This is a genomic window from Streptomyces sp. NPDC058326, from assembly GCF_042879855.1.
GTDB lineage: Bacteria > Actinomycetota > Actinomycetes > Streptomycetales > Streptomycetaceae > Streptomyces.
The window spans coordinates 1-14328 of the sequence record NZ_JBHVZO010000012.1 but is presented as its reverse complement, the minus strand read 5'-3'; the positions used below and the strand labels follow the sequence as shown (position 1 = coordinate 14328).

The following is a 14328-nucleotide window of genomic DNA, read 5'->3' as shown; positions in this document are numbered from 1 at the left end:
GTGTCAGCCCTCCTCTGCTTCGAAGGTGTGCAGCAGATCGGCGGCGACGCTCACGGCGATGGTCGCGGGTTCCTTGCCGGTGATGTGGGCCAGTCCGATGGGGGTCTTGATCCGGTCGACGGCGGTTTCGTCGTGACCGCCTTCTGTGAGGAGGCGTTTGCGGAACCGTGTCCATTTGGCGGCCGACCCGATCAGCCCGATGGAGCCGAGATGGGCTGTCCGCAGGGCGGCGTCGCACAGAGCGGCATCCTCGGCGTGATCATGGGTCATGATCAGGACGTGGGCGCCGTGCGGCAGCGTCTCGAGGACCTCCTCGGGCAGCAGCGGGGTGTGGTGCACCCGCACCTCCGCCACCGCGTCCGCGAGGACGGCGAGCCGCTCCTCGGCCAGGACGTCGGCGCGGCTGTCGATGAGGTGGAGGTCAAGGTCCTGACGAGCCAGTACACGCGCCAGTTCCATCCCGACGTGCCCGACGCCGAAGATCGCCACCGCCCGTACCACCGGGAGCGGTTCGAGCAGCACCGAGACCGTGCCGCCGCAGCACTGCACGCCGTGCCGGTTGGTCACCTTGTCGTTGAGAGCGAAGTCGATCAGCTCCGGTTCGCGTGTGGACGCGACGATCATCTCCCGGGCCCGGTCGATCGCGACCGCCTCGATGTTGCCGCCGCCGATCGAGCCCCACGTCGTTGTCCGGCCCACGACGAGTTTCGCGCCGGCGTCACGAGGGGCATGGCCGCGTACGGCCGCGACGGTCACCAGCACGCCGGCCTCCCGGCGTGCTCGCAGCCCCGCGACCGCGGCTACCCAGGTCATGTCAGGCACCGCTCAACGCTTCTGCCTCGGCTCGCGTCCCGGCCCCGGCGGCGAACCCGCCGTCGGTGCGACCGTCAGAGGAGGGACCCTCAGGGGAGCGACCGTCAGGGCCGGGGAGACCGGCGGCCCGGCGTGCCGCCTGGATCGCCCAGTACACCGCTTCCGGGGTGGCGGGGGAGGCGAGTTCCACGCTGACTCCGTCGGGCCCGAACGCCGCGGCGGCCTGCCTCAACGCCTCGCGTACCGAGAACGCCAGCATCAGCGGGGGCTCACCCACGGCCTTGGACCCGTAGACCGCGCCCTCCTCGGTGGCGTTCTCGAGCAGCCGGACGTGGAACTCCTCGGGCATCTCCGAGAAGCTGGGCAGCTTGTACGTACTCGCCGCCTGGGTCAGCAGCCGGCCGCGGCCCGGCCCGTCACCGGTGTCCCAGCGCAGGTCTTCGAGTGTCAGCCAGCCCGCGCCCTGCACGAAGCCGCCTTCGACCTGGCCGATGTCGATCATCGGAGAGAGGCTGTCGCCGACGTCGTGCACGATGTCCACCCGCCGGATGCGGTACGCGCCGGTGAAGCCGTCCACTTCCACCTCGGCCGCGGCGGCACCGTAGGAGAAGTACTTGAACGGCGAGCCCCGGAACGCCTTCGCGTCCCAGTGCAGCCCCTCGGTCCGGTAGAAACCGGCGGCCGACAACTGCACGCGCTGGAGGTAGGCGGTGCGCACCAGGTCGTCCCAGGCCAGTTCCTCGTCCTGGCCGAGCGCGCGGGCGACGCCCTCGACGATGCGCACGTCCGCAGCGTTGACACCCAGCCGGGTGGCGGCCACCGTGAGCAGCCGCTCGCGCAACTGCTCGCAGGCGTTCTTCACCGCCGCGCCGTTGAGGTCCGCGCCCGCGCTGGCCGCCGTGGCGGAGGTGTTGGGCACCTTGTCGGTACGTGTCGGGGCGAGGCGCACCTTGTGCGGCGGGATGCCCAGGGTGGTCGCGGCCACCTGCAGCATCTTGGTGTGCAGGCCCTGGCCCATCTCGGTGCCGCCGTGGTTGATCAGGACCGAGCCGTCCTTGTAGATCAGCACCAGCGCGCCGCCCTGGTTGAAGGCGGTGAGGTTGAACGAGATGCCGAACTTGATGCCGGTGATCGCGAGCCCCCGCTTGGTGTGCGGGTGCGCGGTGTTGAACGCCGCGATCTCGCGCAGCCGGTCGGCGACGCGGCCGTCGGCGCGCACCTGCTGCCAGACGGTGGAGATCCGCTCGGGGTGGGTGACCAGCTGCCCGTACGGCGTGGTCTGGCCCTGCCCGGGCCGGTAGAAGTTGCGTTCCCGCAGCTCCGTCGGATCGAGGCCGAGCAGCGGCGCGCACCTGCCCATGATGTCCTCGATCACCAGCATGCCCTGCGGCCCGCCGAAACCGCGGAAGGCGGTGTTGGAGACCTTGTTGGTCCTGGCGATGCGGCCGGCGACGCGGGCGTTGGGGATCCAGTACGTGTTGTCGATGTGGCACAGGGCGCGGGCGACCACCGGTTCGGACAGGTCCAGGCTCCAGCCGCCGTCCGCGGTCAGGGTGGCGTCCAGGGCCTGAATGTGCCCGTCGGCGTCGAAGCCGATCTTCCACTTCGCGTGGAACCCGTGGCGCTTGCCGGACATGGTGAGGTCCTGGGTGCGGTTGAGCCGTACCCGGACCGGCCGGCCGGTCAGCCTGGCGCCGAGCGCGGCGACGGCCGCGAACCCGTGCGGCTGCATCTCCTTGCCGCCGAAGCCGCCGCCCATCCGCAGGCACTGCACGGTCACCTCGTGACTGTGCAGGCCGAGCACGTGCGCGACGATCTCCTGCGTCTCCGAGGGATGCTGGGTACTGCTCTGGACGAACATCTGCCCGTTCTCGTCGACCAGGGCCAGCGCCGCATGCGTCTCGAGGTAGAAATGCTCCTGATCGGAGAACTCGAACTCGCCCGAGAACACGTGCGCGGAGTCCGCGAAGCCGGCGTCGACGTCTCCCGTGACCATCACGGGCCGGGCGCCGTGGAAGCTTTCCGCCGCGATCGCGTCCCGCAGCGCGATCAGGGAGGGCTGTTCGTCGAGTTCCACCTCGACGGCCGCCGCACCGAGCCGGGCCGCCTCCAGGGTCTCGCCGAGCACCCAGGCGACCGCGTGACCGTGGAACATGACGGTATCGGGGAACAGCGGTTCGTCGTGCTTCATTCCGGCGTCGTTGACACCGGGCACGTCGGCACCGGTCAGCACGCGGACCACCCCGGGCACGGCGAGCGCGGGCCCGGTGTTCAGTGTGGTGATCCTGCCGTGGGCCCTCATGACCTGGACCGGGTAGGCGTGCAGGACGTCCTTGGTGCGGTGGATCAGGTCGTCGGTGTAGAGCGCGGTGCCGGTGACGTGCTGGGTGGCGCTCTCGTGCGGCATCGACACGCCGACGGCCGGCTTTTCGGGGCGCTGGGACAGATGGCTCATGAGGAAACCGCCTCGGTGGTCTGCGCGTACAGCTTCAGCAGGCTCTGGCCCAGCATCGCGGAGCGGTAGGCGGCGCTGGCGCGGTGATCGTCCATGGGCGTGCCCTCCGCGCGCAGGACCGGCGCCGCGGTTTCGACGGTCTGCGTCGTCCACGGCCTGCCCTCCAGGGCCGCCTCGGTGGTGAGCGCGCGGATCGGGGTGGCGGCCACGCCGCCGAGGCCGATGCGTGCCTTGAGGACGATCCCGTCCTCGATCTCGAGTGCGAAGGCGACCGCCACGCTGGAGATGTCGTCGAAGCGCCGCTTGGCGATCTTGTGGAAGGCGACGACCGGCGACAGCGGCAGTGGGACGCGTACCGCGCGGATCAGCTCGCCGGGACGGCGCACGCTCTGCCGGTAACCGGTGAAGTACTCCGCGAGGGGAACCTCGCGCTCACCGTCGGCGTCGGCGAGCACCACCGACGCCTCGAGCGCGAGCAGCGCCGGCGGGCTGTCACCGATGGGGGAGCCGGTCCCCAGATTGCCGCCGAGGGTCGCACCGTTGCGGATGAGCCGCGACGCGAACTGCGGGAACAGCTCGGCAAGGAGCGGGATCCGGCCGTCGAGGCGGCGTTCGATCTCGGTGAGCGTCAGCGCCGCCCCGATCTCGATGAAGTCCGACTCGACGCGCAGCTCCCGCAGTTCGGGCAGTCGGTCGACGGCGATCACACAAGGGGCCCGGCGCGCGCGGATGTTCACTTCCACGCCCCAGTCGGTGGATCCGGCGACCACGACCGCGTCGGGCCGCTCGCGCAGCAACCGCAGGGTTTCGCCCAGGGTGTTCCTCCGCAGGAACGCGCTGCTGCCCTGGACGTAGTCGGTGGCGACCGGTGCGGGCGGGGACTGCTCACGACGCTGTGCGAGCGGGTCCTCGTCGGTGGGCGCACCGATAGCGAACGCTGCATCGCGAATCGGACGGTATCCGGTGCAGCGGCACAGGTTTCCGCTCAGCGCGTGCAGGTCGAAGCCGTTCGGCCCGTGCTCGGGGTCGGTGCTGCCGGCCGGGTCGGCGTGCGAGTCCGGGTCCCCGTGCGAGTCCGGGCCGGCGTGCGCGCAGCGGTCGGGCCGGTAGTACTCGGCTGCCATGCTGCAGACGAATCCCGGTGTGCAGTAACCGCATTGGGAGCCGCCGCGGAGTGCCATCTCCTCCTGCACCGGGTGAAGCGTGCCCGGCGTGCCGGCTTCGCCGGCGGTGGCAAGCCCCTCGGAGGTGACGACCTCCTGGCCGTCGAGTGCCGCGACCGGGAGCAGGCAGGCGTTGACCGCCACCCAGTCGGTGGGTTCGTTCATCCCGGGACGGGCGACCAGGACCGCGCAGGCGCCGCACTCGCCCTCGGCGCAGCCCTCCTTGGTGCCGGTGAGGCCGCGGTCGCGCAGGAAGTCCAGCACCGTGGTGTGGGGTGCTGTCGGTGAGATCGGTGCTTCATTTCCGTTGACCGTGATGCGCGCCGCCGTCACGACAGGCCTCCGTCTCGGCGCGCGATCGGTCGATTCATCATCTTCATCAATGTCGGACAGCTCTCTTTGTTTCAGACGCGCCACGTGAGAGAAGCGGGCGCGGAACGGCACGCGGCAGCGAGGTGCCGGGAAAAGGGGGGGAAGGGAAATCGGGAAAGCCGAAACGTGCCACGAAAGGGCACAGGAGAAGGGGCGCGCTCAGCAGCCGTGCGCGATACGCCCCGGAGCCCAGGCGGTGCACTCGGCGAGGCGACCAAGGTCGGAGTAGGTGAGCATCGGCTGGTCGCCTCCTTTCGAGGAGCCATGGGTCGGCGTTCACGGCAAATTAGTGGCCTGCCGCCACGGAGGTCAAGGGGGCCGCCCGGCCCCGAGCCTTGCTCGAGCGCCGCCCGGGAGCGAGCGTCGTGGGCGCCGGCTGTCCCCGGACTGCGGATCTGGGGCGGGTGGAGCACGTGGCCCTCATGGTCTGCCGGGCCGCCCCGTCCCTCCGGCCGGCGTCGCCCTCCGCCCCCCCCGAGCGCGCACGGTGCCGGCCCCGGTGGGCACGGCAGAAAGCTTCACCCACGGCGGGTCGCGGGCCACCGGCCCTCCGGTGCGCTCGCCCGCTCCACCGCGTGCCGCGAGACGGCCGCCGTCCGGCCGACGAGCACCCCGTATCCCTGAGGACGCGTCCGGCGTCGCAACTCTTGACGCCTGTCACGGGGTCTCTCCATACTGACGGCCAAATCGATTTGGCCAAATCGATTTGGCCCTCCGTTCGGGGCCGGATCGCGGCTGATGTCCGAGCATTCCTCCCTCCCGAATGGAGCTCCCACATGCCCCGCCATCGCCAGCCCGCACCCGGAACGGAACAACCACCGACGCCGGAGCCCGCCGCGGACGGCGCCCCGCATGCCGCCGCGGAGGCCCCGCCCGCTGCCGCGGACGGCGCCCCGTCCGTCGCCCCGCCCGCCGACGCGGGCGGCGCCCTCCATGCCGCCCCGCCCACCGACGCGGCCGTCACTCCGCCCCCCACCCCGCCCACCACCCCCCACCCCGCCGTACACCCCGTAGACGAGTCGCGCCCCCTCGGGCGCATCATCCTCTTCGGGATCCAGCACGTCCTCGTCATGGCCGCCACCCCCATCTCGGCGATCTTCCTGATGAGCGCCACCCTCCGCCTCGACGCCAGCCTGACCGTCAACCTGCTCTCCGCGGCGTTCGTGCTCTCCGGTGTCGGCTCGCTGATCCAGTCGCTGGGGCCGTGGAAGTTCGGTCCCCGGCTGCCGTTCGTGATGCTGCCCGGCGGCGCGCCGCTCATCCTGTTCATCGCCATCGCCGAGCAGCACGGTCTGCGCACCGCCACCGGCGCGGTCATCCTCACCGCGGCGTTCTACTTCGTCGTCCTGCCGGTCTTCTCACGGCTCCTCAGATTCTTCCCGGCCCTCGTCATCGGCACCATGATCGTCATCGTCGGCGTCAACCTGGTGAAGGTCGGCGCGGTCCTCGTCACCGGCCGGCCCGGCGAACCGGGATTCGCGGATACGACGAACCTCGCGCTCGGCACGGCGACGATCGGATTCACCGTCGTCTTCTACCTGCTGTTCACCGGCATCCTGCGGCAGCTCGCCGTCATGCTCGGACTCGTCGCCGGCACCGTGCTGGCCGCGTTCCTCGGCCGCTTCGCCCCCGACGGCGCCGCCGAGGGCGGCCTGGTCAGCCTGCCCCAGCTGATGCCGTTCGGCTCACCTCAGTTCAGTCTGATCGCCGCACTGCCGCTGATGCTCTACAGCCTTGCCTCCATGGCGGAGGCCACCGGCCAGACGGTCGTCAACGCCGAAGCCGTCGGCAAGAAGATCGACACACGGACCGACGTCCCCAAGACCGTCCGCGGTGACGCGCTCACCTCACTCTTCGGCGGGTTCTTCGGACTGCCGCTGATGGTGACCAGCGGCGAGAACATCGGGATCGTCCGTGTCACCGGCGTCCGCAGCCGCTTCGTCACCGCCGCCGCCGGTGTGGTCCTCATCGTCATCGGGTTCCTCGCGCCGGTGACCCGCGCGATCAGTGTCGTCCCGTCCGCCGTGATCGGCGGCACGGCCATGGTCGTCTTCGCGGTGATCACCGTGCTCGGCGTGCAGATGCTCAGCCGTTCCGACCTCGACAAGCACACCAGCACCTTCATCTGCGCCGTCGCCCTGGCCCTCGGCCTGCTGCCGATCCTCGTCCCCGGCGTGTACGCGGGCTTCCCGCCGAACGTCCGCATCCTCCTCGAAAGCGGCGTAGCCGTCGGCGCGTTCGTCGCCGCCGTACTCAACATCCTGTTCCACCACGTCAGACCGCGCATCGCCGCCCGGCTGACCACCACACGCACGGAAAGCGACCGATGAACCAGCTCACCCGCGACCTCCTCGACTCTCCCGGCCCGCTGCTCCTCGTGCCCGACGCCGTGCTGCTGCCGCAAGGACCCGTCCACGGACACGCGATCGTCGTCGCCGACGGCTCCTTCCGCGCCGTCGGACCCGCCGAGGAACTCGCGCGTACGCATCCGCAGCTCGACGCCGTACGCCTGCCCGGCCACCTCCTCATGCCCGGCTTCGTCGACGCCCACCACCACCTGACCCAGAGCTTCGGCTCCGCGCTCGCCTTCGGGGAACCCTCGGAGATATTCCGCAGGGTCTGGGTCCCGCTGGAAGGAGCACTGGACGAGGAATCGGCCTACGTCGCGGCCAAACTGGCGGCATGGGAGGCACTGCGCGGCGGATTCACCACCGTCACCGACGCCGGTACACGCGCCGACGTGGACATCGACGTCATCGCGTCGGCCGCTCGCGACGCCGGAATCCGCTGCGTACTCGGCCTCGTCTGCAACGACGCCGTCGGCGGTACCGCGGCCGCCGCCGAAGACACGACGCGCACCACCGCAGTCCTCGAAAGCGCCGCACAGCACCTCGCCCGGTACGGCGGCGACCCACTGCTCCACCCCTCGCTCGCCGTCTCCATTCCCGAAGCAGCCACCCCCACGACGCTCCACCGCACCGCACGCCTCGCCGCGGAAGCCGGAGCGATCGTGCAGATCCACGTCAACGAGCACCTGGCCGGCGTCGAACGCTCCCTCGTGCAGCACGGACTGCGCCCGCTCGAGTACCTGCACCGCATCGGCGCGCTCGGCCCACAACTGCTCGCCGCCCACGCCACCCTGCTCACCCCCCGCGAACTGACCCTGCTCGCCGACACCGGCACCGCCGTCAGCTACAACCCCGTGGCCAGCGCCTGGAAGGGAAACGCCGTCGCCCCGGCCACCGCCATGGCCGAGCGCGGCATCCGCTTCGGGCTCGGCACCGACGGCACCCGCGGCGACGGATTCCGGCTCGCGGACGCGGCCGAGTTCGCCCAGCGGATCGCCTACGGTCTCGCCACCGGCGACTCGTCGTGCGGCGCCGGCTGGACCTGGCTCGAACACGCCACCGCCGGCGGCGCCGACGCGGTCGGCCTCGGCACGCGCACCGGTACCGTCGCCGAGGGACTGGCCGCCGACTTCCTCCTCGTCGATCTCACCAACCCCGAGCTCGCACTCTCCTGGGACGTGCCGTGGGAGCTGGTACGCCGCGGCAACCGCGACCAGATCACCGCCGTGTTCGTCGCAGGGCAACTGCGCCTGTGGCACGGCCGGCCCACCGGCTGGGACGGCCCCGCACTCGTACGGCAGGCAGCCGAACTGGCCCGTGCCACCGTCGCAAGGGCGCCCATCACCCGCGTACACCCCACGTCCACGGCGGCACGACAGCGGAGCACCGCCCTGTGAGCACGGAAGCACTCGCCGTCCTCGCCGTCACGGTGGCCGTCGCCGCGTTCGTCCAGGGCACCAGCGGCCTGGGCTTCGCCCTGATCGTCGCGCCCGTGGCAGGGATCCTCGACCCCGGCCTGCTCCCGGTGTTCGTCCTGGCGGCCATGATCCCGCTCAACCTGTACGTCGCCTGGCGCGAACGCGCCTCGATCGACCTGCGCGGCGCGGGCTGGATCACCGGCGCACGGCTCGCCGCCACACCCGCCGGCCTCGCGCTGCTCTGGTTGATCCCGGACCGCAGCATCGGCCTGTTCGTGGGCATCGCCACCGTGCTGGCCGCCGTCGTGAGCCTGGTGGCGCCCGCCTTCACTCCCGGCCGGGTGGCCTACCTCGGCGCGGGCGTGGTGACCGGTCTGACGGAGACCGCGACCGGCGTCGGCGGCCCGCCGCTCGCGCTCGTCTACCAGCACCGGCCGCCCGCGGAACTCCGCTCGACCGTCGCGGCCTGCTTCCTCGTCGGAGAAGTGGCCTCGTTGGGCCTGCTGTTCGCGACAGGGGAGGGCGAGCCCGGAGACCTGGGCCTTGCGCTGGCGCTGCTGCCCGTGATCGCCGCGGGCGCGTGGCTGAGCCGGCTGGTGCACCACCGGCTTGACGCGCGCAGAATGCGGCTGTGCGTCCTCGTCTTCGCGCTGGTCTCCGGGCTCGTGCTCATGCTCGGGCTGTGACCCGTAGCGACGAGGCACGCGGAACGACCCGCGGCTCGGGCGCCGTCGCCACCGTGGCGGCGGCGCCCTCGCCGCGCAACCGGCCGAGCAGCAGCTCCACCGCGTCGGCCGCCGCACGGTCCAGGTGGAGATCCACGGCCGTCAGCGGCGGCTCACAGGTCCGCGCACGCAGCCCGTCATACCGGGTGACGACCATGACGTCACCGGGCACGGACCGCCCGCTGTCCCGGATCGCCCGCACCGCGCCCACCGCGAACGCGTCCACCAGCGCGCAGACCGCGTCGATCCCGGGATGCTCGGCCAGCAGAGCGGCACAGCGCTCGTACCCGGCCTGCTCGCCGCCCGCCTCCGGGGCGCTCGCCACGACCGGCACCCAGCCGTACCGCTCGGCGACCCGCTCGTACGCGGCGAGCGCGTCGACCGACGAATGGCGTGAACCGGAGCCGACGATCAGCGCGGGCCGCCTGGCACCCTGCTCACGCAGATGCGCGAGCAGCAACTCCGCGACCAGCCCCCCGCGCAGATCGACATACGGCGACATGTCGTCCGGCGACACCGGCCGGCCGAGCGACACGTAAGGCAGACCCCGCTCCCTCAACTGCGCCGCTGCCGCGTCGTTCGCGTCCGGCTCGACGACGATGGCCCCGTCGATGTCGACGGAGTACAACGCGGACCCCGACTGCACGGGCGGGACGAGCACCAGCGCGTAGCCGTGCAGCAACGCGCTCTCCGCCGCGGCGGCGGCGATCTCCATGTAGAACCCGAGCCGCGACGGTCCACCGGCCACCGCGAACGGCATCGAAGAGGCGAGCGCGATGGCCTTCGCCTCCCCCCGGCGCAGCCGCTGCGCCCGCAGATTGGGCCGGTACCCGACCTCGGCGGCGACCTGTTTGATGCGCTCCCTGGTCCGCGGATCGACCTTGCCGATCCCGTTGAGGGCATGCGAGACCGTCGTACGCGACACCCCGGCGATCCGCGCGACATCGGCGATCGTCGGTGGCCGCGAGCCGGGACCGGATGTTCGCGCCAACGGACGCTCCTTGCAGGCTGAGGACAGGACACCCCATCTTCGCCTACCGGCCTCCGGCGGCGCAGCGCCCGCTGCCGGACGAGGACCCACCGTCTCCCCGGCGGTACTCCCGAGCGACAACGCTCAACCGCGACACGGCGGACGATTCGACCGAGCTCCCGTTTCAGCGGGCACCACGGCGGCTGCCCCGCTCGCGCAGACCCGACCGGGAGGGAGCCGAACGAGACATCTCTCATGGTCCCGAAGCAAGCACCCAGGCGCTCTCGCAACCCAGCAACAAAGCCACAGGACCCGTTGCACTGACCTGCGGGTCCAGGCGCTGGGCAGCAGGAGCCGCGTGTATCGCGGGCGTATCGAAAAACGCATACACCACCACAACAGACGTCCGCCTTGAGTAGACACGGCCGGTTTCGTCGATCAGAAAAGGATCGTGATCATGGATGCGGATTCCACAAACGGTATCGACCGGCGGCGGCTGCTGGGATGGAGCGGGCTGACGGCCGCCGGGATGGCGGCGGCGGGCGCGCACCTGACGGGCGCCCCGCCCGCCCGCGCCGATGCGGCCCCGACCGGCTCCGGTACCCCGCCGGACACCCGACCTGGCGGAGCTTACGACCGATACGTGGCGAAGCTGGCCGCCGAGGGCAGGTTCTCCGGCGTGGTGCTGCTGTCACACCGGGGCCGGACGGTGCTGTCGCGCAGCTACGGCATGGCCGACAAGGAGAAAGGGATCCCCAACGGCGAGAACACGGCGTTCAGCCTCAGCTCGGCGGGCAAGCCGTTCCACGCGGTGGCCATCTTGCAGCTGGCGCAGCAGGGCCGGCTGCAGCTGTCGGACACAGTGGGCACTCACCTGACGGGTTACGCCAAGGAGATCGCCGAGCAGGTCACCATCCACCAGCTGCTCACCGGCACCTCCGGGATGAAAACCCCGGACGAGGACGTGCAACGCATCTTCCGCAGCCGGAAGGAGGTGCACGAGTTCTACGAGCAGTGGGCCCGGCAGGCGACGCCGGAGGCCCCTCCCGGCACACCCAGCAGCCACTCCGGCGCCGAGGTCGCCATTCCCGCGCAGATCATCGAAGCCGTGACCGGCCAGACCTACTGGGACTACGTCCAGGAGAACATTTTCAAGCTCTGCGGCATGACCGGTTCAGGGTTCTACACCCGGCCACAGTGGCTCACCGACCAGCACATCGCACACCCGTACATGGCACTGGCCGACGGCAGCCACGTGGACGCGGTCCGCAATCTGGACAAGGGCAGCCCAGCCCCCTACGTACAGGGCAAGAACCCGGGCCGAGCCTTCATCGACGCCCCTGGAGACGGCGGCTTCGCCACCGCTCCGGATCTGGTGCGGTTCGCGCGTGCGCTGGGCGACGGCACAGTGCTGGACCGGCACTACGCCGAACTGTTCACCGGACCCAAGATCCCCCTGGCCCCCGAGGGAGGCGGCCTGGCCCGCCGGGCAACCCCCGCCGACGCGTCGTTCGGGGCCTACCAGATACCGGTCAGCCTCGTCAGCGGCCAGTGGGTGTGGAGCCGCGCCGGTGCCAACCCCGGCGTCGGCGCCAACTGGACCATCTATCCCGACACCGGCTGGGTCGGCGTCATCCTCACCAACCGCGACGGCGCGCCGCTGTGGGAGATCATCGAGCAGGAGACCCGGGCCGTCATCGGCCCAGGCTGATGCGCGACCACCCCAGACCGACACGCCTCCCGCCAGCCCCAAGCTCGCCTCGACACGCTCGAACATCGGATGCCTTGCGTGGTGATGAGCGGCCGCCGACAGCCGGGATATCGGGGTGTGGGGACGGACCCAGGGGTCCGTCACGCCACTGCACGCCGGTCCGCACCCGGTGCAGAATCCCGTCGATCACCTGCCGGTGATCCCGCCACCGGCCGCAACGCCTGTTGCTGACCGGCAGGAAACGGCCGCAGCCGTTCCACTCGGCATCACTCACGTCACCCCGCCGCATGGCCATCTCAACGGCCTGGACAGGGGGTAGTCACATGCTCGACCGGAGAAGTCCTAACCGGAGGCCCGGATCGCAGCGAACCGTCCACTCATGGCGGGACCAAGGTGGTCGACAAGGCCATAGCCGGGCTGTTCCGGCCACGGCAGCTTGAAGAGGAACGAGGTGACAACCACCGTGGTCACGTCGGGGACATCGAGTCGAAGCTGCTCTTCCAGGAATCGCAGCGTGACGTGCCAGTCCGTCTCGTTCCCTTCGAGGAACGATGCGACGGTCTCCTGAACGACATCACAGAAGAACACGTGGGACAGGACACGGTCCTCGTTGAAGACGTGCGCGTCCAACAGCTCCTCGAAGCCAGGTACAGCCGTCCCCAAGTCCCGCACCAGCAGAACGTCTCGCTCCATGGGCGCCCCCGTAGGCGCTCAGGATAGATCCACGCCCGCGTCGGGCATGATCCCGGCCGGACAAGTCCCAACTGGTCATTTCAGCGGCATTGAGTGCCGTGTTCCCTGCCCTTTTGACCCTCGCGGAGGCCATACCGAGGTCCTAATCTCGGGCCAACGGGCCCTTCGGGTCGAACAGCAACCTGGAAGGCCGCAGCGTGCGACAGACAAGGACGCCCTCGGTGCCACCGACAACTCCGGCGGCACCGATGAGGCCGGCACAGGACGCGGCACCGGAGCGCGCCGCCGGGCAGGTGGTGCACCCCGCCGAACTCGCCGTCCTCCAACGGACGGCAGGCAACGCGGCCGTGACCCGGTGGCTTCAGCGCCAGGGAGATCCCGCGGTCAGGGAGGAGGCGCGGCGGCACGCCGCCGATCCCACCGGGCACGGCGAGTGGGGCACGTTCCGCGACACGATGGCTCAGGCGGGCTTCCCCAACGACGTCACGGACGCTGCCTGGCAGCTCATTCTCGGTGGTATCGCCGAACAAGGGCAGCTCAACGACGAGGCCATGGCGGAGTACGCCGATCGCCAGCAACAGCGCGACCACCGTGCGTCGAACAGCTGGTACCAGGAGCTGGTGAAGCTCATCGGCGATTACCTGGAGATCGACACGCCGACGCTGGCTCTCTGGTCGGGCGGCATTGAGGTCAGTGAATACGCCCGCGCCAAGGGCCACACGCCTCTGGAGACCACTCCCTTCGGGGGTGTGGTCCATAATCTGACCCTGACCTCGGACTGGATGCTCAAGACGCCCATGTGGAACGTCTTGTCCAAGGCGTTCGTGGACCGCGCCCGTGGTCCCGTCCACATCTTTCTGCGGTCGTACAACTCCGACAGCGTCCTCATCGCGCAGGAGGTTCCGCAGTTGCGCGTGGTCATGGCGCTCAACCCGGCGGTGCATCTCGTCTGGCACCCGGTATACACCACGGCCGACGGAAGGCTGATGGAGATCACCAAGAGTCTTGACCTGGCCCCCGACGCGACCTATCCCACCCGGGACGAATGCGTGCAGGTCCTCTACGACTACCTCCGGATCAACCACAACCTGGGCAACGCCCACTCCCAGCGCGCTTATGCGGAGATGAGCGCCCATCTGAACGCCAACGGCAACCCCCAGTAGCGCTGGCTTCCCTGATCCCCGCGGCCACCCAGATCCCATCCACCTATCTACGGCACACTCCGAGTCTCCGGACCGACCGCCTTGCAACTCGGGAACTGCCCCCTGAGAGCGAGGCCTTCGAGGAGACGACTTTGCCGGTCGCGGCCCCAGAGACGTGGCGGTGAGATGGCTGCCCTCGCACGCGAATCCGGCACTCACTGCGACGTCTGGCTGCGTAGATGAGAAGGGAGAACGTTTTGTAAACGAGTTGCAGGAGCAGTTGCTTGTTGCTGATGTCGGATTGTTGCTGAGATTTGGAAACGCTTGTCTGGTGTGTCGACGCCAGTCGATGGTCCACGGAGGTTGCCATGCCCGTGATCGCTGCGTGAGCGTCGTCTCTCAGCGCTGGACGGCCCCCGGCGGGGCGGTGGTGTGCAGTTCGGCGTCGTCAGCGGACGCCGCCGATCTGGGTGCAGGAAGCGACGGACGTGCTGCATCGCTGCCTCGAGCTCGCGTTG

The 14328-nt window shown here is 70.3% G+C and carries 11 protein-coding genes; 5 read left to right on the top strand and 6 right to left on the bottom strand.

Features of this window, described 5'->3' with window-relative positions:
* Positions 1-3: 3 nt before the first annotated feature.
* From xdhC to ACFVYX_RS21930, 3 genes are read right to left on the bottom strand one after another with little or no spacing between them, the layout of a single operon-like run.
* Positions 4-813: a xanthine dehydrogenase accessory protein XdhC gene (gene xdhC / locus ACFVYX_RS21940; RefSeq protein ID WP_389683094.1), complete on the bottom strand. Its 810-nt coding sequence runs from the start codon at positions 811-813 to the stop codon at positions 4-6.
* A gap of 1 nt (position 814) precedes the next feature.
* Entirely contained in the window at positions 815-3268 is a 2454-nt protein-coding gene (gene xdhB, locus ACFVYX_RS21935; protein WP_389683093.1) for a xanthine dehydrogenase molybdopterin binding subunit, read from the bottom strand.
* Positions 3265-4764, bottom strand: coding sequence for a xanthine dehydrogenase small subunit (locus ACFVYX_RS21930; protein ID WP_389683092.1), 1500 nt, complete (start codon positions 4762-4764; stop codon positions 3265-3267). Before ACFVYX_RS21930 ends, xdhB begins: the two co-directional genes overlap by 4 nt.
* A gap of 815 nt (positions 4765-5579) precedes the next feature.
* On the opposite strand from ACFVYX_RS21930, the gene ACFVYX_RS21925 reads away from it, so the two are divergent.
* The 3 genes from ACFVYX_RS21925 to ACFVYX_RS21915 are packed head-to-tail and all read left to right on the top strand — an operon-like array spanning position 5580 to position 9255.
* Positions 5580-7133 carry a uracil-xanthine permease family protein gene (locus ACFVYX_RS21925; RefSeq protein ID WP_389683091.1) on the top strand — a complete coding sequence of 518 codons (1554 nt, stop codon included), beginning with the start codon at positions 5580-5582 and terminating at the stop codon, positions 7131-7133.
* Entirely contained in the window at positions 7130-8548 is a 1419-nt protein-coding gene (locus ACFVYX_RS21920) for an amidohydrolase family protein (protein WP_389683090.1), read from the top strand. Before ACFVYX_RS21925 ends, ACFVYX_RS21920 begins: the two co-directional genes overlap by 4 nt.
* Positions 8545-9255, top strand: coding sequence for a sulfite exporter TauE/SafE family protein (locus ACFVYX_RS21915; RefSeq protein ID WP_389683089.1), 711 nt, complete (start codon positions 8545-8547; stop codon positions 9253-9255). Before ACFVYX_RS21920 ends, ACFVYX_RS21915 begins: the two co-directional genes overlap by 4 nt.
* Here ACFVYX_RS21915 and ACFVYX_RS21910 read toward each other — a convergent pair.
* Entirely contained in the window at positions 9239-10285 is a 1047-nt protein-coding gene (locus ACFVYX_RS21910) for a substrate-binding domain-containing protein (protein WP_389683088.1), read from the bottom strand. The genes ACFVYX_RS21915 and ACFVYX_RS21910 overlap by 17 nt on opposite strands.
* 436 nt (positions 10286-10721) lie before the next feature.
* On the opposite strand from ACFVYX_RS21910, the gene ACFVYX_RS21905 reads away from it, so the two are divergent.
* Positions 10722-11975 carry a serine hydrolase domain-containing protein gene (locus ACFVYX_RS21905; RefSeq protein WP_389683087.1) on the top strand — a complete coding sequence of 418 codons (1254 nt, stop codon included), beginning with the start codon at positions 10722-10724 and terminating at the stop codon, positions 11973-11975.
* Here the strand turns inward: ACFVYX_RS21905 and ACFVYX_RS21900 are convergent.
* Entirely contained in the window at positions 11959-12264 is a 306-nt protein-coding gene (locus ACFVYX_RS21900) for a transposase (protein ID WP_389683301.1), read from the bottom strand. The two genes, ACFVYX_RS21905 and ACFVYX_RS21900, sit on opposite strands and share 17 nt — an antisense overlap.
* Before the next feature lie 53 nt (positions 12265-12317).
* Positions 12318-12668, bottom strand: coding sequence for a hypothetical protein (locus ACFVYX_RS21895; protein WP_389683086.1), 351 nt, complete (start codon positions 12666-12668; stop codon positions 12318-12320).
* 248 nt (positions 12669-12916) lie between these two features.
* Between ACFVYX_RS21895 and ACFVYX_RS21890 the strand changes: the two genes are divergently transcribed.
* Positions 12917-13831: a hypothetical protein gene (locus ACFVYX_RS21890; protein WP_389683085.1), complete on the top strand. Its 915-nt coding sequence runs from the start codon at positions 12917-12919 to the stop codon at positions 13829-13831.
* Positions 13832-14328 lie beyond the last annotated feature (497 nt).